The organism is Enterobacter sp. PL_is379 (assembly GCF_055817355.1).
The window spans coordinates 398,266-416,018 of the sequence record NZ_JBVPGT010000031.1 but is presented as its reverse complement, the minus strand read 5'-3'; the positions used below and the strand labels follow the sequence as shown (position 1 = coordinate 416,018).

General features: G+C 55.6%; 20 protein-coding genes. 17 read left to right on the top strand and 3 right to left on the bottom strand.

What is annotated here, in order from left to right:
• The first annotated feature begins 294 nt into the window (after positions 1-294).
• Positions 295-1,224, top strand: coding sequence for a LysR substrate-binding domain-containing protein (locus AC0TOY_RS18475; RefSeq protein ID WP_025759721.1), 930 nt, complete (start codon positions 295-297; stop codon positions 1,222-1,224).
• Here the strand turns inward: AC0TOY_RS18475 and AC0TOY_RS18470 are convergent.
• Complete coding sequence (locus AC0TOY_RS18470) at positions 1,221-1,379, bottom strand: YqaE/Pmp3 family membrane protein (RefSeq protein ID WP_032645235.1); 159 nt, start codon at positions 1,377-1,379, stop codon at positions 1,221-1,223. The two genes, AC0TOY_RS18475 and AC0TOY_RS18470, sit on opposite strands and share 4 nt — an antisense overlap.
• 181 nt (positions 1,380-1,560) lie before the next feature.
• Between AC0TOY_RS18470 and AC0TOY_RS18465 the strand changes: the two genes are divergently transcribed.
• From AC0TOY_RS18465 to AC0TOY_RS18455, 3 genes are all read left to right on the top strand, one after another.
• Positions 1,561-1,860: an ArsR/SmtB family transcription factor gene (locus AC0TOY_RS18465; protein WP_024907677.1), complete on the top strand. Its 300-nt coding sequence runs from the start codon at positions 1,561-1,563 to the stop codon at positions 1,858-1,860.
• A gap of 9 nt (positions 1,861-1,869) precedes the next feature.
• On the top strand, positions 1,870-2,391 hold the full coding sequence (locus AC0TOY_RS18460; protein WP_157189635.1) for a rhodanese family protein: 522 nt from the start codon (positions 1,870-1,872) through the stop codon (positions 2,389-2,391).
• Positions 2,392-2,470: 79 nt separating this feature from the next.
• On the top strand, positions 2,471-2,650 hold the full coding sequence (locus AC0TOY_RS18455) for a YodC family protein (RefSeq protein WP_023308920.1): 180 nt from the start codon (positions 2,471-2,473) through the stop codon (positions 2,648-2,650).
• A gap of 38 nt (positions 2,651-2,688) precedes the next feature.
• Here AC0TOY_RS18455 and stpA read toward each other — a convergent pair whose 3' ends face one another.
• Entirely contained in the window at positions 2,689-3,093 is a 405-nt protein-coding gene (stpA, locus tag AC0TOY_RS18450; RefSeq protein WP_024907680.1) for a DNA-binding protein StpA, read from the bottom strand.
• 494 nt (positions 3,094-3,587) lie between these two features.
• Here stpA and alaE point away from each other — a divergent pair, with 494 nt between their 5' ends.
• Positions 3,588-4,037 carry an L-alanine exporter AlaE gene (gene alaE, locus AC0TOY_RS18445; protein WP_008502567.1) on the top strand — a complete coding sequence of 150 codons (450 nt, stop codon included), beginning with the start codon at positions 3,588-3,590 and terminating at the stop codon, positions 4,035-4,037.
• 32 nt (positions 4,038-4,069) lie between these two features.
• Here the strand turns inward: alaE and AC0TOY_RS18440 are convergent, their stop codons facing one another.
• A complete protein-coding gene (locus AC0TOY_RS18440) occupies positions 4,070-4,414 on the bottom strand; it encodes a DUF2002 family protein (protein ID WP_024907681.1) in 345 nt (114 codons plus the stop codon).
• 160 nt (positions 4,415-4,574) lie between these two features.
• Here AC0TOY_RS18440 and AC0TOY_RS18435 point away from each other — a divergent pair, with 160 nt between their 5' ends.
• The 12 genes from AC0TOY_RS18435 to emrB all read left to right on the top strand — a co-directional run bounded on the left by AC0TOY_RS18435 (position 4,575) and on the right by emrB (position 17,576).
• Positions 4,575-4,901 (top strand): ElaB/YgaM/YqjD family protein, encoded by a 327-nt coding sequence (locus AC0TOY_RS18435; protein ID WP_008502569.1) that lies wholly within the window; start codon positions 4,575-4,577, stop codon positions 4,899-4,901.
• Between the two features lie 252 nt (positions 4,902-5,153).
• Positions 5,154-5,393 (top strand): glutaredoxin-like protein NrdH, encoded by a 240-nt coding sequence (nrdH, locus tag AC0TOY_RS18430; RefSeq protein WP_008502570.1) that lies wholly within the window; start codon positions 5,154-5,156, stop codon positions 5,391-5,393.
• Positions 5,390-5,800, top strand: a complete 411-nt coding sequence (gene nrdI, locus AC0TOY_RS18425; protein ID WP_267217508.1) for a class Ib ribonucleoside-diphosphate reductase assembly flavoprotein NrdI — start codon at positions 5,390-5,392, stop codon at positions 5,798-5,800. The genes nrdH and nrdI overlap by 4 nt, the downstream gene beginning before the upstream one ends.
• On the top strand, positions 5,773-7,917 hold the full coding sequence (nrdE, locus tag AC0TOY_RS18420; protein WP_473722312.1) for a class 1b ribonucleoside-diphosphate reductase subunit alpha: 2,145 nt from the start codon (positions 5,773-5,775) through the stop codon (positions 7,915-7,917). The genes nrdI and nrdE overlap by 28 nt, the downstream gene beginning before the upstream one ends.
• A gap of 9 nt (positions 7,918-7,926) precedes the next feature.
• The gene (nrdF, locus tag AC0TOY_RS18415; protein ID WP_473722310.1) at positions 7,927-8,886 is read left to right on the top strand and encodes a class 1b ribonucleoside-diphosphate reductase subunit beta; all 960 of its coding nucleotides are present in this window, start codon (positions 7,927-7,929) and stop codon (positions 8,884-8,886) included.
• A gap of 331 nt (positions 8,887-9,217) precedes the next feature.
• Positions 9,218-10,420 (top strand): glycine betaine/L-proline ABC transporter ATP-binding protein ProV, encoded by a 1,203-nt coding sequence (gene proV / locus AC0TOY_RS18410; RefSeq protein ID WP_024907685.1) that lies wholly within the window; start codon positions 9,218-9,220, stop codon positions 10,418-10,420.
• A complete protein-coding gene (gene proW, locus AC0TOY_RS18405; protein WP_148768864.1) occupies positions 10,413-11,480 on the top strand; it encodes a glycine betaine/L-proline ABC transporter permease ProW in 1,068 nt (355 codons plus the stop codon). The genes proV and proW overlap by 8 nt, the downstream gene beginning before the upstream one ends.
• Before the next feature lie 9 nt (positions 11,481-11,489).
• Positions 11,490-12,485: a glycine betaine/L-proline ABC transporter substrate-binding protein ProX gene (gene proX, locus AC0TOY_RS18400; RefSeq protein WP_032647997.1), complete on the top strand. Its 996-nt coding sequence runs from the start codon at positions 11,490-11,492 to the stop codon at positions 12,483-12,485.
• A gap of 199 nt (positions 12,486-12,684) precedes the next feature.
• Positions 12,685-13,869: an MFS transporter gene (locus AC0TOY_RS18395; protein WP_024907688.1), complete on the top strand. Its 1,185-nt coding sequence runs from the start codon at positions 12,685-12,687 to the stop codon at positions 13,867-13,869.
• 313 nt (positions 13,870-14,182) lie between these two features.
• Positions 14,183-14,713, top strand: a complete 531-nt coding sequence (mprA, locus tag AC0TOY_RS18390) for a transcriptional repressor MprA (RefSeq protein WP_023333174.1) — start codon at positions 14,183-14,185, stop codon at positions 14,711-14,713.
• Positions 14,714-14,839: 126 nt separating this feature from the next.
• Positions 14,840-16,012: a multidrug efflux MFS transporter periplasmic adaptor subunit EmrA gene (gene emrA, locus AC0TOY_RS18385; RefSeq protein ID WP_045909303.1), complete on the top strand. Its 1,173-nt coding sequence runs from the start codon at positions 14,840-14,842 to the stop codon at positions 16,010-16,012.
• A 16-nt stretch (positions 16,013-16,028) separates the two neighbouring features.
• Entirely contained in the window at positions 16,029-17,576 is a 1,548-nt protein-coding gene (gene emrB, locus AC0TOY_RS18380; RefSeq protein WP_024907690.1) for a multidrug efflux MFS transporter permease subunit EmrB, read from the top strand.
• The last annotated feature ends 177 nt before the right edge of the window (positions 17,577-17,753 follow it).

The window sequence follows — 17,753 nt, the reverse complement described above, 5'->3', positions numbered from 1 at the left end:
TGTTGACCTGAGAATAGCAACAGCCTGGTCATAAAAGAATCCGCTTAAAAATGATTCATCGACAGTCAATTCATTGTTGAGTTAAATTCAACAAACCAGTCAAAACGTGCGTCTGTGCAACCTTTTTCTTATGTTTTTCCGCTTTTTAGCGCTCGAGACTGCATTATGCTTATGCCTGATGAAGCCTTATGCACCAGGGCTTTAAGCAAAGATCCAGAACTGTGATCGGCTTCAAATGCGTTGTAACAACGCTGTTAAAATATGTTCAAAACTGATGGCTGAAGGGAGTGAGATATGAATTCCATCTTTACCGAAGAGAACCTGCTGGCCTTTACTACCGCCGCACGCTTCGGCAGCTTCAGCAAAGCCGCCGCCGAGCTGGGCGTCACCACGTCCGCCATCAGCTACACCATTAAGCGCATGGAGACCGGGTTGGACGTCGTGCTGTTTGTGCGTAACACGCGCAGCATTGAGCTGACCGAGTCCGGCTTTTACTTTTACCGTAAGGCCACCGACCTGCTTAACGACTTTCACGCCATCAAGCGCGGGATTGATACCATCTCACAGGGCATCGAGGCGCGGGTGCGCATCTGTATTAACCAGCTGTTGTATACGCCGCGCCATACTGCGCGGCTTCTGCAGGTGCTGAAAAAGCAGTTTCCCACCTGCCAGATCACCGTCACCACGGAGGTCTATAACGGCGTGTGGGACTCCATCATCAACAACCAGGCCAATATCGCCATCGGCGCACCGGACACGCTGCTCGACGGCGGCGGGATTGACTACACCGAGATCGGCGCCATCCGCTGGGTCTTTGCCATCGCGCCGGAACACCCGCTGGCCTTCGTCCCGGAACCGATAGCGGAGAGCCAGCTGCGCCTGTACCCCAACATCATGGTGGAAGATACTGCGCATACCATTAACAAGAAGGTCGGCTGGCTGCTGCACGGACAGGAAGCCATTCTGGTGCCGGACTTTAATACCAAATGCCAGTGTCAGATCCTGGGTGAAGGGATAGGTTTTTTACCGGAGTATATGGCGCGGGAAGCGGTGGAAGACGGGCTGCTGGTGACGCGGCGTATCAATAACCCGCGTCAGGACTCGCGCATGCTGCTTGCCACGCAGCATGCCGCGACCGGCCAGGTCACGCGCTGGATCAAACAGCAGTTTGGCCCCCAGGGCGTGCTGACCGGGATCTACAGCGACTTACTCTGGCGTGCTTAGTTCTTACTCTGAACCCAAAAGGCATGGATAAGACCCGGGATGTAACCCAGCAGCGTCAGAATAATGTTGATAATAAACGCCCAGCCGAAACCTTTGCCCAACAGCACGCCCAGCGGCGGCAACAGGATGGTAAAAACAATACGCCAAAAACCCATATCAAAACTCCGTGCAAGCTAATCCATTGAAAATAATAAAGAGAACTATCTCTAAGCATAGCCAGTTTACCTGTCTGCGCCAGTTCTCTCCCCTGCGTTTACCCTCTTTTACGCTTTTGACGCTGGCATAATGCGCACAATTACTTTAGCATTATCTTAATTAAGCAAATACTAAACTATCATGACCGAACTCGAACAGCTTCAGGCCAGCGCAGAGCAGGCCGCAAACCTTTTAAAAGCGATGAGCAACCCGCGTCGGCTGCTGATCCTCTGCACCCTGTGCGGCGCCCCCGGCACCAGCGCGGGGGAACTGGCCCGCGCGACGGGGCTAAGTCCTTCCGCCACGTCGCAGCATCTGGCGCGCATGCGTGAGGAAGGTCTTATCGACAGCACCCGCGACGCGCAGCGCATTCTCTATTTCATTAAAAACGATGCGGTGCATCAGCTCATCAGCACCCTGAAAACCCTTTATTGCCCGTAAGGAGCCGCCATGTCACTTCCCCTTATTTCACCGCGCGAGGCCAGCGCCCGCATCGCTGAAGGCGCAAAACTGATTGATATTCGTGATGCCGACGAGTACGCCCGCGAGCATATTCCCGCCGCGCAGTCCGTGCCGCTGGATACCTTACCCGGCGGTCTTAACGCTCAGGCGAGGGATACGGTGATTTTTCACTGCCAGTCTGGTGCCCGCACCTCAGGCAATGCCGACCGCCTTGCGCGGGCCGCCGCGCCCGCTCAGGCATTTGTGGTCGAAGGGGGCATTCAGGGCTGGAAGCAGGCCGGGCTGCCGACCGTCGAAGACAAATCCCAGCCGCTGCCACTGATGCGTCAGGTGCAAATTGCTGCCGGGCTGCTCATTCTCTGCGGCGTGGTGCTGGGCTATAGCGTCTCCGGCGCTTTTTTCCTGCTCAGCGGTTTTGTCGGAGCCGGGCTGCTGTTCGCCGGTGTGACGGGCTTTTGCGGTATGGCGCGACTGCTCAGGGTAATGCCCTGGAACCGGCGTACCTCATAAGCAGTAATCGGTGAAATACGCTGTACCCGGCGCCATGCGTGGGCTAAGGTGAAGATCGCTAAAACGATGAGGAGGTAATATGTTTTCTGTCGGTGATTATGTGCAACCGCGTAAAGGCGGCCCGAAACTGAAAGTGCTCGAAGTGAACGGTGACAGCATTGTGGCGGTTCAGGCCAGCAATGAGCAAGGCGAGAAATATACTCTGAAAGCTGCCGATGTGGCGCCGTATACCGAAGAAGGCGATTTCGGCGTCTGCTGAACAGCCAGCCGGGCGGCGTGTACCGCCCGGCTCACCTGTCAGATCAGAAAATCATCCAGCGATTTACCGTTTGCCAGCGCGTTGGCAATAGGCTTCGGCGTGCGGCCCTGGCCGGTCCACGTTTTCTCTTCACCGTTCTGGTCAATAAAACGATATTTTGCTTCACGCGGCTTGCGCTTTTTCGCTGGATTACCCGTCAGCGCCCTTTCAGAGCCCAGAAGGTCAGTCGGTGAAATACCATCGGCTTTCATCAGTTCCAGCAGGGCATTAATTTTTTCCTGCTGTTCAGCACGCTGCTGCTCTAATTCCGCCAGCTCACTCCGTTTCTCTTCAGTAACGACCCTGACCTTTTCCAGCGTTTCCTCAAGAACGTCCAGGGATAATTCACGCGCCATGGCGCGCAGAGTTCGGATATTATTAAGATTCTGTAACGTCAAAGACATATTATTTGAAAACCTTCTCTTTAGGGTAAATAGATAAATCGTCGACAGAATAATTCATTTCCGCTGAAATATCTACCCGTGGGGGCGCCCTGCCTGTAGGGTAAATATGTTTAAATATCACTGCGAATATTATCTTATAACGCCTGCGGGATACGCATGGATTCAATCATCGCATCAATATAAATGGTCAGCTTTAATCAAAATTTCAGCATTCTACGCCTCGCACAAGAGGAACGATTCCCCCCCTGGCGCCATAAACACCAACCATCTGATTTACCTGAAAAAACAGCCAATCGAGACAGATTATAACGAACCGGATAAAAAACAATCATTTTTAGAGAATTTTGTGGACAAAAGGCGATTAAATAAAAATTAATCACTAGTTGTTAGTTCAAACGCAGAGATATACGCTATACACGTCAAGCAAACCAACCTAAAGCACTAATCGCTTCAGGAAAATCGTTTCTTTTGTGTTCTTCTCAAGGAGTTCAGACATGTTCTCACCGCAATCACGCCTTCGCCATGCCGTGGCGGATACTTTCGCGATGGTTGTCTACTGTTCCGTTGTGAACATGCTGATCGAAATATTCCTCTCCGGAATGTCCTTCGAGCAGTCACTTTCTTCTCGTCTGGTGGCGATCCCGGTCAATATAATTATTGCATGGCCTTACGGCTTATACCGCGATGCCGTCATGCGTTTTGCGCGTCGTATCAGCCCCGCAGGCTGGGTGAAAAACCTGGCGGACGTCCTGGCCTATGTGACGTTCCAGTCGCCGGTTTACGTGGCCATTCTGCTGACAGTGGGTGCAGACTGGCACCAGATCGCTGCGGCGGTCAGTTCGAATATTGTGATTTCAATGCTGATGGGTGCGGTTTACGGCTATTTCCTCGACTACTGCCGCCGCCTGTTTAAAGTCAGCCAGTACAGTCAGGCAAAAGCGTGATGTGAAGCGACTGGCGCACGCCAGTCGCGAATTTACTGTACGTCGCCAAACAGTCCCTTCAAAAACCGCTCCAGCGCCATGCGTGAGCTGAAGCCATGCGGAATACCATAATGCTCATGCCGTTCACCGCCCAAATAGAGCGGAAATTGCTGATAGTGATCGCAGGTTTTAATATCCGAGGCAGGCTCAGCAAATGACAGACTTCTGTCTTTCAGCGTCGGGTGAATAATGAGAGCGGTACGTCCCATTCTTGCTTCACGATTAACGTAAACATAATTATCGCCACGGCGATATCCATACGCTTTTGGTGTCACCTCATCCATGGTGAATCCCTCTTTTTCAAGAACGCGCGCCACCTCATCAGGTCGTAAATACATATCTTTTCCTCGTTATCTTTTCCTGCCCGGCAACCTTACAGTATTCAGCATTAGCAGGGCTTTCAGAATAATCCATAAACTGCCGGATAACGCGTGATGCGCTTCAGATATTAAATTTCTGAACTAAACTGAACGGGAACACAAAATTACGGAGGATCGTATGTTTAACAGACCGAACCGAAACGATATTAATGACGACGCTCAGGATATTCGTAATGATGTCAGCCAATTAGCGGACACGCTCGAAGAGGTGCTGAAGTCCTGGGGAAGTGACGCGAAGGACGAAGCGGATGCCGCAAAACGTAAGGCTCAGTCTCTGCTCCGTGAAACCCGCGCACGCTTAAACGGCCGCACGCGTACGACACAGGCTGCCTGCGATGCGGTCAGCTGCGCAACGACCTTCGTGCGCGAGAAACCGCTCTGTACGCTCGGCACGGTAGCGGCCGTCGGTATCTTTGTGGGCGCTCTGCTTAGCCTGCGTAAATAACCCGCTCACGCACCGTTATCTGCCCCGGTGGTCAGTGGCTGCCGGGGCTTTTCTTTGCCTTCTCGCCTGTAAAACCCGTATAGCCTGCCCTGCCCCGCTGTGCTCATCATCGGGACAACATCAATCTAAATTTCCCATATCTTGTATGGTTGAAACTTAAGACAACTACATCTAGTATTCCTTTTAGCAAGACACACACAACCTGACGCGATGACTCGCGCCGTTCTCTCATTTTAAATGGAAATACGAATCATGAGCATTATTATTTACACTCGTAACGATTGTGTTCAGTGCCACGCGACCAAACGGGCAATGGAAAGCCGCGGCGTGGCGTTTGAGATGGTGAATATTGACCAGCAGCCCGAGGCCGCCGATACCCTTCGCGCGCAGGGTTTCCGTCAGCTTCCGGTGGTGGTGGCCGGGGAGACCAGCTGGTCTGGCTTCCGCCCGGACATGATCAACCGCATCGCCGCGCAGGCCGCACGGGCATGAGCAGACTGGTGTTCTTCTCCAGCAGCTCGGAAAACACGCTCCGCTTTATTGAGCGCGTCGGGCTGCCTGCGGTGCGCATTCCCCTTAACGAGCGGGAGCGGATCCGGGTAGAGGAACCTTACATTCTGGTGGTGCCCAGCTATGGCGGAGGCGGTACGGCGGGCTCTGTGCCTCGCCAGGTGATCCGCTTTCTGAACGATCCCCATAACCGGGAGCTGATCCGCGGCGTCATTGCGGCGGGGAATCGCAATTTCGGCGATGCCTTTGGCCGCGCCGGAGATGTCATCTCTCAAAAGTGCGGCGTGCCGTATCTCTATCGCTTTGAGCTGATGGGGACGCAGCAGGACGTCGAAAACGTGCGTAAAGGAGTGAACGAATTTTGGCAACGACAACCGCAGAACGGGTAATGCAGGCGACGCCGGATTACCACGCATTAAACGCCATGCTTAACCTCTATGACCGGGAGGGACGCATTCAGTTTAATAAAGACCGTGAGGCGGTGGATGCCTTTTTTGCCGCCCACGTGCGGCCCAACAGCGTGACTTTTGCAAGCCAGAATGAACGTCTCGACTATCTGGTTAACGAGGGCTACTACGACGCGCGCGTCCTCACCCGCTATGAACGCGCCTTCGTCGTGAAGCTGTTTGAACGCGCCCATGCCAGCGGCTTTCGTTTCCAGACGTTCCTTGGCGCGTGGAAATACTACACCAGCTATACCCTGAAGACCTTCGACGGTAAACGCTACTTAGAAAGCTTTGAAGACCGCGTGGTGATGGTCGCGCTGACCCTGGCGCAGGGTAATGAAGCGCTGGCGGAGCAGCTCACCGACGAGATCCTCTCCGGACGCTTCCAGCCCGCCACGCCAACCTTTCTCAACTGCGGCAAGGCCCAGCGCGGTGAGCTGGTCTCCTGCTTCCTGCTGCGCATCGAAGACAATATGGAGTCGATTGGCCGCGCGGTGAACTCGGCGCTGCAGCTTTCCAAACGCGGCGGCGGCGTGGCGTTTCTGCTCTCTAACCTGCGTGAAGCGGGCGCGCCGATCAAGCGCATCGAAAACCAGTCCTCCGGCGTGATCCCGGTGATGAAGATGCTGGAAGATGCATTCTCCTATGCCAACCAGCTTGGCGCGCGCCAGGGCGCGGGCGCGGTTTACCTGCACGCGCACCATCCGGACATTCTGCGTTTTCTCGATACCAAACGCGAAAACGCCGACGAAAAAATCCGTATCAAAACCCTGTCGCTGGGGGTGGTGATCCCGGATATCACCTTTAAGCTCGCCAAAGAGAATGCCGAGATGGCGCTCTTCTCGCCGTATGACATCGAGCGAATTTACGGCAAGGCCTTTGGCGACGTGGCCATCAGCGAGCTCTACGACGAACTGGTGGCCGACGATCGCATTCGCAAAAAAACCATCAACGCCCGCGATTTCTTCCAGACGCTTGCCGAAATTCAGTTTGAGTCCGGCTATCCGTACATCATGTTTGAGGATACGGTGAACCGCGCGAACCCGATTGCCGGGCGCATCAACATGAGCAACCTGTGCTCGGAGATTTTGCAGGTCAATAGCGCGTCAGCCTACGACGAAAACCTGGACTACGCGGAGATCGGCAAAGACATCTCCTGTAACCTCGGGTCACTGAATATCGCCCACACCATGGATTCACCCGACTTTGGCCGCACGATAGAAACCGCCATTCGCGGGCTGACAGCGGTGTCGGACATGAGCCACATCCGCAGCGTGCCGTCCATCGAGGCGGGCAACGCCGCGTCGCACGCCATCGGGCTGGGGCAGATGAACCTCCACGGCTATCTGGCGAGGGAAGGCATCGCCTACGGCAGTCCGGAAGGACTGGACTTCACCAATATCTATTTTTACACCGTCACCTGGCACGCGCTGCACACCTCAATGATGCTGGCGCGCGAGCGCGACCAGCGCTTCGCGGGCTTTGAGCAGTCCCGCTACGCCAGCGGGGAATATTTCAGCCAGTATCTGGAAGGCAACTGGCAGCCGAAAACCGAAAAAGTGCGCGAACTGTTTGCTCGCGCGGGGATTACCCTCCCGACGCGTGAGATGTGGCAGCAGCAGCGTGACGACGTGATGCGCTACGGCATCTACAACCAGAACCTGCAGGCGGTGCCGCCAACCGGTTCGATCTCCTATATCAATCACGCCACCTCGAGCATTCACCCGATCGTATCGAAAATTGAAATTCGTAAGGAAGGCAAAACCGGACGCGTTTACTACCCTGCCCCGTTTATGACCAATGAGAACCTGGCGCTCTATCAGGACGCGTATGAGATCGGGCCGGAAAAAATCATTGATACCTACGCCGAGGCGACAAAACACGTGGATCAGGGGCTGTCGCTGACGCTGTTCTTCCCGGATACCGCCACCACGCGGGATATCAACAGAGCGCAGATCTACGCCTGGAAGAAAGGCATCAAAACGCTCTACTACATTCGCCTGCGCCAGCTTGCGCTGGAAGGCACCGAAATTGAAGGCTGCGTGTCCTGCGCGCTGTAAGGAGAAAGGATGAAACTGTCACGCGTGAGTGCCGTTAACTGGAACAAAATCCAGGACGACAAAGACCTGGAGGTGTGGAACCGCCTGACCAGCAACTTCTGGCTGCCGGAAAAGGTCCCGCTCTCCAACGATATTCCGGCCTGGCAAACGCTGAACCACGCCGAGCAGCAGCTGACGATCCGCGTTTTTACCGGCCTGACGCTGCTGGATACCATTCAAAATACCGTCGGCGCACCGGCTCTGATGAGTGACGCGCTGACGCCGCACGAAGAGGCGGTGATGTCGAACATCAGCTTTATGGAGGCGGTGCACGCCCGCTCCTACAGCTCGATTTTCTCCACCTTGTGCCAGACCAAAGACGTGGACGCGGCCTATGCCTGGAGTGAAGCGAGCGAGTCATTGCAGAGAAAAGCGGAGCTGGTGCTGACGTATTATCGGGCCGACGAGCCGCTGAAGAAGAAGATCGCCAGCGTGTTTCTGGAATCGTTCCTCTTCTATTCCGGGTTCTGGCTGCCCATGTACTGGTCGAGCCGGGGCAAGCTCACCAACACCGCCGATTTGATTCGGCTCATCATTCGTGATGAAGCGGTGCACGGGTATTACATCGGCTATAAGTATCAGAAAGGGCTGGAGAAAGTCAGCGAGGCAAAGCGCGAGGAGCTTAAAGGCTTTGCGCTCGATTTGCTGATGGATCTGTACGACAACGAGCTGAGCTATACCGAGGAACTGTACGCCGGCACCGGCTGGGAGGACGACGTGAAGGCCTTCCTCTGCTACAACGCCAACAAGGCGCTGATGAACCTGGGTTATGAGGCGCTTTTCCCACCGGAGATGGCGGAGGTGAACCCGGCGATTCTGGCCGCGCTGTCGCCCAACGCCGACGAAAACCACGATTTCTTCTCCGGGTCGGGCTCATCGTACGTGATGGGCAAAGCGGTGGAAACCGAGGATGAAGACTGGGATTTTTAATGAACGTTAACGTTCGTTAATTTAATATAAACCCAACAATTTCCTCTCTAATATTTACAAAGCAACTACACTGTCATTTCCGAGTCATATTCGCCTGAATCATTCCGATCCAGGCGAAATTCCCCGATGCAGCAGCAAAAAATTGAGAAAAATTCAAAACGCTCTCAGCCCTTTATTCATGGGAAATTCAGCCGTTTCGCTTCCCTTAAAATTCACGTCATAAGCAAACCCAGGGTTGTCTCAGATTCTCAGTATGTTAGGGTTATGCCCGTTAACAATTTACCATGGTAATCATATCGACATAAACAAATAACAGGACACTCTCTATTGCATGGCAATTAAATTAGAAGTGAAAAATCTTTATAAAGTATTTGGCGAGCATCCGCAGCGCGCATTCAAATATATTGAAAAAGGCCTTACGAAAGAGCAAATTCTGGAAAAAACCGGGCTATCGCTTGGCGTTAAAGACGCCAGTCTGGCCATTGAAGAAGGCGAGATTTTTGTCATCATGGGATTATCCGGTTCGGGTAAATCCACTATGGTTCGCCTTCTCAATCGCCTGATTGAACCCACCCGCGGGCAGGTGCTGATTGACGGCGTGGATATCGCCAGAATATCAGACGCTGAGCTTCGCGAGGTGCGCAGAAAGAAGATCGCAATGGTGTTCCAGTCATTCGCGCTAATGCCGCACATGACGGTACTGGATAATACCGCCTTCGGCATGGAATTAGCCGGCACGCCGGCTCAGGAACGTCAGGAAAAAGCCCTTGATGCATTGCGTCAGGTCGGGCTGGAAAATTATGCGCATGCGTACCCGGATGAACTTTCCGGCGGTATGCGTCAGCGCGTTGGATTAGCCCGCGCATTAGCCATTAATCCAGATATTTTATTAATGGATGAAGCCTTCTCCGCCCTCGATCCGTTAATTCGCACCGAGATGCAGGATGAGCTGGTAAAATTACAGGCTAAACATCAGCGAACCATTGTCTTTATTTCCCACGATCTGGATGAAGCCATGCGTATTGGCGACCGTATTGCCATTATGCAAAACGGTGAAGTGGTGCAGGTCGGCACGCCGGATGAAATTCTCAATAATCCGGCGAACGATTATGTCCGCACCTTCTTCCGCGGCGTGGATATTAGCCAGGTCTTTAGCGCCAAAGATATTGCCCGTCGAACGCCGAACGGCATTATTCGTAAAACCCCAGGTTTCGGCCCGCGCTCGGCGCTTAAGCTGCTGCAGGACGAAGACCGTGAATACGGTTATCTGGTTGAACGCGGCAATAAATTTGTTGGCGTTGTCTCCATCGACTCCCTGAAAACCGCGCTTGGCGAAAACCGGGGAATCGATGCGGCGTTAATTGACGCTCCGCTTGCAGTGGACGCCGAAACGCCGCTCAGCGAGTTGCTCTCTCACGTAGGGCAGGCGCCGTGCGCCGTGCCGGTCGTGGGCGAGGAACAACAGTACGTCGGCATCATCTCAAAACGGATGCTGCTGCAGGCTTTAGATCGCGAGGGGGCAAACAATGGCTGATCAATCAAACCCGTGGGGCACCACTGAAGCAGCGGACAGCGCTGCGCAATCCGCCGACGCGTGGGGTTCCACGCCAGCCCCAGCCGACGGCGGCGCGGCAGACTGGCTGAACAGCGCACCCGCGCCTGCGCCAGAACACTTCAACATCATGGATCCGTTCCATAAAACGCTGATCCCGCTGGACAGCTGGGTGACGGAGGGGATCGACTGGGTGGTCACGCACTTCCGTCCGGTTTTCCAGGGGATCCGCATCCCGGTGGATTACATCCTGAACGGCTTCCAGCAGTTGATGCTGGGCATGCCGGCGCCGGTCGCCATTATCCTGTTCTCTCTGATCGCCTGGCAGTTTGGCAGCGCCGGGATGGGGGTCGCCACGCTGATTTCGCTGATTGCCATTGGCGCGATTGGCGCGTGGTCGCAGGCGATGATCACCCTGGCACTGGTGCTGACCGCCCTGCTCTTCTGCATTGTCATCGGCCTGCCGATGGGGATCTGGCTGGCGCGCAGCCCGCGGGCAGCGAAGATTATCCGTCCGCTGCTGGATGCAATGCAGACCACCCCGGCGTTCGTCTATCTGGTGCCTATCGTGATGCTGTTCGGCATCGGCAACGTGCCGGGCGTGGTGGTCACTATTATCTTTGCCCTGCCGCCGATTATTCGTCTGACCATTCTCGGGATCAACCAGGTGCCTGCGGACCTGATCGAAGCGTCACGCTCGTTCGGTGCCAGCCCGCGCCAGATGCTGTTTAAGGTTCAGCTCCCGCTGGCCATGCCAACCATCATGGCGGGCGTTAACCAGACGCTGATGCTGGCACTCTCAATGGTGGTGATTGCCTCGATGATCGCCGTTGGTGGTCTCGGTCAGATGGTGCTGCGCGGCATTGGCCGCCTCGACATGGGGCTGGCCACCGTCGGCGGCGTCGGCATCGTGATCCTCGCCATTATTCTTGACCGCCTGACTCAGGCCGTCGGTCGTGATTCACGCAGTCGCGGCAACCGTCGCTGGTATACCACCGGCCCTGTCGGGTTACTCACCCGCCCTTTCACGAAGTCAAAATAAGGAACAACGATGCGACATAACGTACTTTTTGCCACAGCGTTTGCCACCCTTGTCTCCACCAGCACCTTCGCGGCTGACCTGCCGGGCAAAGGCATTACCGTGCAGCCGGTGCAGAGCACCATTTCGGAAGAGAGCTTCCAGACGCTGATCGTCAGCCGCGCGCTGGAGAAGCTGGGCTACACGGTCAACACGCCGAGCGAAGTGGATTACAACGTGGGCTACACTTCGATTGCTTCCGGTGACGCCACCTTCACCGCGGTGAACTGGCAGCCGCTGCACGACGATATGTATGCCGCCGCCGGTGGCGACAAGAAATTCTACCGCGAAGGCACCTTCGTGACCGGCGCGGCGCAGGGTTATCTGATCGACAAGAAAACCGCCGATAAGTACCATATCACCAACATTGAACAGCTGAAAGATCCGAAGATCGCCAAACTGTTCGACACCAACGGTGACGGCAAGGCCGACATGATGGGCTGCTCGCCGGGCTGGGGCTGTGAAGCGGTGATTAATCACCAGAACAAAGCCTTCGATCTGGCGAAAACGGTCGACGTGAGCCACGGCAACTATTCAGCGATGATGGCCGACACCATTGCCCGCTTCAAAGAGGGTAAACCGGTGATCTACTACACCTGGACGCCGTACTGGGTGAGCGACGTGCTGAAGCCGGGTAAAGACGTGGTGTGGCTGCAGGTGCCGTTCTCCTCCCTGCCGGGCGAGCAGAAAGACATCGACACCAAGCTGCCGAACGGCATGAACTACGGCTTCCCGGTGAACACCATGCATATCGTGGCCAACAAAGCCTGGGCGGAGAAAAATCCGGCGGCGGCGAAGCTGTTCTCGGTGATGAAGCTGCCGCTGGCGGACATCAACGCCCAGAACGCGATGATGCACGCGGGTAAATCCTCCGAAGCGGATGTGAAAGGCCACGTGGACGGCTGGATCAAAGCCCACCAGCAGCAGTTTGACGGCTGGGTGAAAGAGGCGCTTGCGGCGCAGAAGTAAAAACAACCCCCTGCCCCTCACCCTAACCCTCTCCCCAAAGGGGAGAGGGGACTTTATACACTCTCTCCCCTTTGGGGAGAGGGCTGGGGTGAGGGGATTAACCGCACAAACACACACATAACAATCCCCCAACATTCACAATCATTAGCTATTATGGTTTCCGGAAAAATAATCACTCAACTAACGATTCCTGAAACTAATGACAAAAACCACTCAAGGGCTTAGCCCCGCACTCATCCTTTTAATGTCCGTGGCAACGGGTCTGGCGGTCGCCAGCAACTATTACGCGCAGCCTCTTCTCGACACCATCGCCCGCGCGTTCAATCTCTCCGCCAGCTCCGCAGGCTTTATTGTCACCGCTGCACAGCTCGGCTATGCCGCCGGACTGCTGTTCCTGGTGCCGCTCGGCGATATGTTTGAACGCCGAATGCTGATCGTCTCCATGACCCTGCTGGCCGCCGGTGGGATGCTGATCACCGCCAGCAGCCAGTCGCTGACGATGATGATCGTCGGTACCGCGCTGACGGGGCTGTTCTCCGTGGTGGCGCAAATTCTGGTCCCGCTCGCCGCGACCCTCGCCTCCCCGGAAAAACGCGGCAAGGTGGTGGGCACCATCATGAGTGGCCTGCTGCTGGGGATTTTGCTGGCGCGTACCGTTGCCGGGCTGCTGGCAAGCCTCGGCGGCTGGCGCACCGTATACTGGGTAGCGAGCGTGCTGATGGTCATCATGGCGCTGGCGCTGTGGCGCGGGCTGCCAAAAGTGAAGCAGGACAACCACCTGAACTATCCTCAACTGCTGGCCTCCGTTTTCAGTCTGTTCACCCAGGATAAGCTTCTGCGCACCCGCGCCCTGCTGGGCTGTTTCACCTTCGCTAACTTCAGCATTCTGTGGACGTCGATGGCGTTTCTGCTTGCAGCGCCGCCGTTCAATTATTCCGAAGGGGTGATTGGCCTGTTCGGTCTGGCCGGTGCCGCAGGCGCACTGGGCGCGCGTCCCGCAGGCGGGCTGGCCGACAAGGGTAAATCCCACCTGACCACCTCCGCAGGGCTGATTTTACTTCTGCTCTCCTGGGCGGCAATCTGGTATGGGCACGTCTCGGTGCTGGCGCTGATCGTCGGCATCCTGGTGCTCGATCTCACCGTTCAGGGCGTTCACATCACCAATCAGACCGTCATCTATCGCGTGAAGCCAGAGGCGCGTAACCGCCTGACGGCCGGTTACATGACCAGCTACTTCATTGGCGGCGCGGCGGGTTCGCTCATTTCAGCGTCGGCGTGGCAGCATGCAGGCTGGTCGGGGGTATGTGCGATCGGGGCCATCGTCGCCACCCTTAACCTGCTAGTATGGTGGCGTGGTTACCATCGCCAGGATGCAATTCACTAAGTTTTACATTGCGTTGGCCTCTTAGGGTGTTAAGAGGCCTTTCACTCTGTTAATGTAAACGTAATCATTTATCCCAGAAATTTTAATGTGGGTGACATATTTACAATCGGCATGAATAGTTCAGACCCCCGTCCTCACATCCTCTCTTCAGCGGGTTCACACCCTACGCTTTCTGTGCTCACCGGGTCACGGACTTACCCGGCGCTTTCTGATGGTGACATTGATTTGGCGGATATAACCGCACAAATAATTCATTTACATTATTTGTCACTATCGTTACTATATCGGCTGTAATTAATGAGGTTATGCCCAAATGGATAGTTCGTTTACGCCCATTGAACAAATGCTTAAATTCCGCGCCAGTCGCCATGAGGACTTCCCGTACCAGGAAATCCTGCTGACTCGCCTGTGCATGCACATGCAGGGTAAGCTACTGGAAAACCGTAATAAAATGCTGAAAGCTCAAGGGATTAACGAGACGTTGTTTATGGCGTTGATTACGCTGGAGTCTCAGGAAAATCACAGCATTCAGCCTTCCGAACTGAGCTGCGCGCTGGGCTCTTCCCGTACCAATGCGACCCGTATTGCCGATGAACTCGAAAAGCGTGGCTGGATTGAGCGCCGTGAAAGCGACAACGATCGCCGCTGCCTGCATCTGCAACTGACCGATAAAGGTCACCAGTTCCTGCGCGAGGTGCTGCCACCTCAGCACAATTGCCTGCACAAACTCTGGTCTGTCCTCAGCACCGCCGAGCGCGACCAGCTTGAGCACATCACTCGCAAGCTGCTCACCCGTCTTGACCAGATGGATGAAGACGGCGCCGTTCTTGAGGCGCTGCGCTAACGCGACGACACGCTCACCATTCCAGATTCATAAGAAAACCGACAGGCCAGCACGTCACACTGCTGGCCTTTCTGACAACAGGTCGGCTCAGCCGATGTGAAAATAAGAAGATCGTGGAGAACTACAATGAGCGCAAATGCGGAGAGCACTACCCCGCAGCAACCGGCCAACAAGAAAGGCAAACGTAAGAGCGCCCTTCTTCTGTTGACCTTGCTCTTTATCATTATTGCCGTGGCATATGGGATCTATTGGTTTTTAGTACTGCGTCATGCTGAAGAGACTGACGACGCGTACGTAGCAGGGAACCAGGTACAAATTATGGCGCAGGTGTCGGGCAGCGTGACGAAAGTCTGGGCTGACAATACCGACTTTGTGCAAAAAGGCGATGTGTTGGTGACCCTCGATCCAACCGACGCCCAGCAGGCGTTTGAAAAAGCACAGACCGCGCTGGCCTCCAGCGTCCGTCAGACCCGCCAGCTGATGATCAACAGCAAACAGCTGCAGGCCAACATCGACGTGCAGAAAACGGCACTGGCGCAGGCGCAGAGCGACCTGAACCGCCGCGTGCCGCTCGGCACGGCTAACCTGATTGGCCGTGAAGAGCTGCAGCACGCCCGCGATGCCGTGGCCAGCGCTCAGGCACAGCTGGATGTGGCCATTCAACAGTACAACGCCAACCAGGCGATGGTGCTAGGCACCAGCCTGGAAAACCAGCCCGCCGTTCAGCAGGCGGCGACTGAAGTGCGCAACGCGTGGCTTGCCCTGCAGCGTACTAAAATCGTCAGCCCGATGACCGGCTATGTCTCCCGTCGTTCCGTCCAGCCAGGGGCGCAGATTAGCCCAACCACGCCGCTGATGGCGGTCGTGCCGGCAGACAATCTGTGGGTAGATGCCAACTTTAAAGAGACACAGCTTGCCCATATGCGTATCGGCCAGACCGCGACGGTTGTCAGCGACATCTACGGCGATGACGTGAAGTACACCGGTAAAGTGGTCGGCCTGGATATGGGGACCGGCAGCGCCTTCTCCCTGCTGCCTGCGCAAAACGCCACCGGTAACTGGATCAAAGTGGTTCAGCGTCTGCCTGTGCGTATTGAGCTGGATGCCAAACAGCTGGCGGATCACCCGCTGCGTATCGGCCTCTCTACGCTGGTGACGGTCGACACCGCCAACCGCGACGGTCAGATCCTGGCAAGCCAGGTGCGCAGCAGCCCGGCTTATGAAAGTAACGCCCGTGAAATTAGCCTCGATCCGGTCAACAAGCTGATCGATGACATCGTGAAGGCAAACGCTGGTTAATCCGAAGGTGAGCGTTATGCAACAGCAAAAGCCGCAAAAACCGCTGGAAGGGGCGCAGCTGGTCATCATGACCATTGCGCTCTCTCTTGCGACATTCATGCAGGTGCTGGACTCCACCATCGCGAACGTGGCGATCCCGACCATCGCCGGTAACCTTGGCTCGTCTCTGAGCCAGGGGACCTGGGTCATTACCTCGTTTGGGGTGGCAAACGCCATCTCCATTCCGATTACCGGCTGGCTGGCAAAGCGCGTCGGTGAAGTGAAGCTGTTCCTCTGGTCGACGGTATTGTTCGTTCTTGCCTCCTGGGCGTGCGGCATGTCCAGCAGCCTGACGATGCTGATATTCTTCCGCGTTATTCAGGGGATTGTCGCCGGGCCGTTGATTCCGCTGTCGCAGAGTTTACTGCTGAACAACTACCCGCCCGCCAAACGCTCAATTGCGCTTGCGCTATGGTCAATGACCGTGATTGTCGCCCCGATTTGCGGGCCTATCTTAGGCGGCTATATCAGCGACAACTATCACTGGGGCTGGATCTTCTTCATCAACGTACCGATTGGCGCCATCGTAGTAATGCTGACGCTCCAGACGCTGCGCGGCAGAGAAACCCGGACGGAACAGCGGCGTATCGACGCCATTGGTCTGGCATTGCTGGTTATCGGCATCGGTAGCCTGCAGGTTATGCTCGACCAGGGCAAAGAGCTGGACTGGTTCAACTCCCGGGAGATCATCATCCTGACGATTGTCGCGGTGGTGTCGCTGAGCTTCCTGATTGTCTGGGAGCTGACGGACGATAACCCGATAGTCGACCTGTCGCTGTTTAAGTCGCGAAACTTCACCATAGGCTGTCTGTGTATCAGCCTCGCCTACATGCTCTACTTCGGCGCGATTGTACTGCTGCCTCAGCTGTTGCAGGAGGTATACGGCTACACCGCAACCTGGGCAGGTTTAGCCTCGGCACCGGTTGGATTGATTCCGGTTCTGCTGTCGCCGATTATTGGCCGCTTCGCCCACAAGCTCGACATGCGCAGGCTGGTGACGTTCAGCTTTATCATGTACGCCGTATGCTTCTACTGGCGCGCGTATACGTTCGAACCGGGAATGGACTTTGGCGCGTCCGCGTGGCCGCAGTTTATTCAGGGCTTTGCCGTGGCGTGTTTCTTTATGCCACTGACCACCATCACGCTTTCCGGTTTACCGCCTGAGCGCATGGCGGCGGCGTCGAGCCTGTCGAACTTTACGCGAACGCTGGCGGGCTCCATCGGTACCTCGATCACCACCACCCTGTGGACTAACCGTGAATCGATGCACCATGCGCAGCTGACCGAAGCGGTGAACCCGTTCAACCCGAACTCCCGCGAAATGTACAACCAGCTTCAGGGAATGGGTATGACGGAGCAGCAGGCGTCAGGGTGGATTGCCCAGCAGATCACCAACCAGGGGCTGATTATCTCGGCCAACGAGATTTTCTGGATATCGGCGGGGATCTTTATCGTCCTGCTGGGGCTGGTGTGGTTTGCTAAACCACCGTTTGGCGCCGGTAGCGGCGGCGGTGGCGCGCACTAGTTCTGTGACAGTTGCCCGGTGGCGCTGCGCTTACCGGGCCTACGAACGTAGGCCGGATAAGGCGTAGCCGCCATCCGGCAAAAAACCGCACCGTGTCCAGAACGCGACAGCCATTGTCAGTTCCGATAAAGCAGCGTGCCTGAAATCGATTCACGATAGTGAAAAGACAACAGGAGC

Coding starts and splice junctions, on each gene's coding strand:
- AC0TOY_RS18475 (WP_025759721.1), top strand. CDS start 295: ATGAATTCCATCTTTACCGAAGAGAACCTGCTGGCCTTTACTACCGCC.
- AC0TOY_RS18470 (WP_032645235.1), bottom strand. CDS start 1,379: ATGGGTTTTTGGCGTATTGTTTTTACCATCCTGTTGCCGCCGCTGGGC.
- AC0TOY_RS18465 (WP_024907677.1), top strand. CDS start 1,561: ATGACCGAACTCGAACAGCTTCAGGCCAGCGCAGAGCAGGCCGCAAAC.
- AC0TOY_RS18460 (WP_157189635.1), top strand. CDS start 1,870: ATGTCACTTCCCCTTATTTCACCGCGCGAGGCCAGCGCCCGCATCGCT.
- AC0TOY_RS18455 (WP_023308920.1), top strand. CDS start 2,471: ATGTTTTCTGTCGGTGATTATGTGCAACCGCGTAAAGGCGGCCCGAAA.
- stpA (WP_024907680.1), bottom strand. CDS start 3,093: ATGTCTTTGACGTTACAGAATCTTAATAATATCCGAACTCTGCGCGCC.
- alaE (WP_008502567.1), top strand. CDS start 3,588: ATGTTCTCACCGCAATCACGCCTTCGCCATGCCGTGGCGGATACTTTC.
- AC0TOY_RS18440 (WP_024907681.1), bottom strand. CDS start 4,414: ATGTATTTACGACCTGATGAGGTGGCGCGCGTTCTTGAAAAAGAGGGA.
- AC0TOY_RS18435 (WP_008502569.1), top strand. CDS start 4,575: ATGTTTAACAGACCGAACCGAAACGATATTAATGACGACGCTCAGGAT.
- nrdH (WP_008502570.1), top strand. CDS start 5,154: ATGAGCATTATTATTTACACTCGTAACGATTGTGTTCAGTGCCACGCG.
- nrdI (WP_267217508.1), top strand. CDS start 5,390: ATGAGCAGACTGGTGTTCTTCTCCAGCAGCTCGGAAAACACGCTCCGC.
- nrdF (WP_473722310.1), top strand. CDS start 7,927: ATGAAACTGTCACGCGTGAGTGCCGTTAACTGGAACAAAATCCAGGAC.
- proV (WP_024907685.1), top strand. CDS start 9,218: ATGGCAATTAAATTAGAAGTGAAAAATCTTTATAAAGTATTTGGCGAG.
- proW (WP_148768864.1), top strand. CDS start 10,413: ATGGCTGATCAATCAAACCCGTGGGGCACCACTGAAGCAGCGGACAGC.
- proX (WP_032647997.1), top strand. CDS start 11,490: ATGCGACATAACGTACTTTTTGCCACAGCGTTTGCCACCCTTGTCTCC.
- AC0TOY_RS18395 (WP_024907688.1), top strand. CDS start 12,685: ATGACAAAAACCACTCAAGGGCTTAGCCCCGCACTCATCCTTTTAATG.
- mprA (WP_023333174.1), top strand. CDS start 14,183: ATGGATAGTTCGTTTACGCCCATTGAACAAATGCTTAAATTCCGCGCC.
- emrA (WP_045909303.1), top strand. CDS start 14,840: ATGAGCGCAAATGCGGAGAGCACTACCCCGCAGCAACCGGCCAACAAG.
- emrB (WP_024907690.1), top strand. CDS start 16,029: ATGCAACAGCAAAAGCCGCAAAAACCGCTGGAAGGGGCGCAGCTGGTC.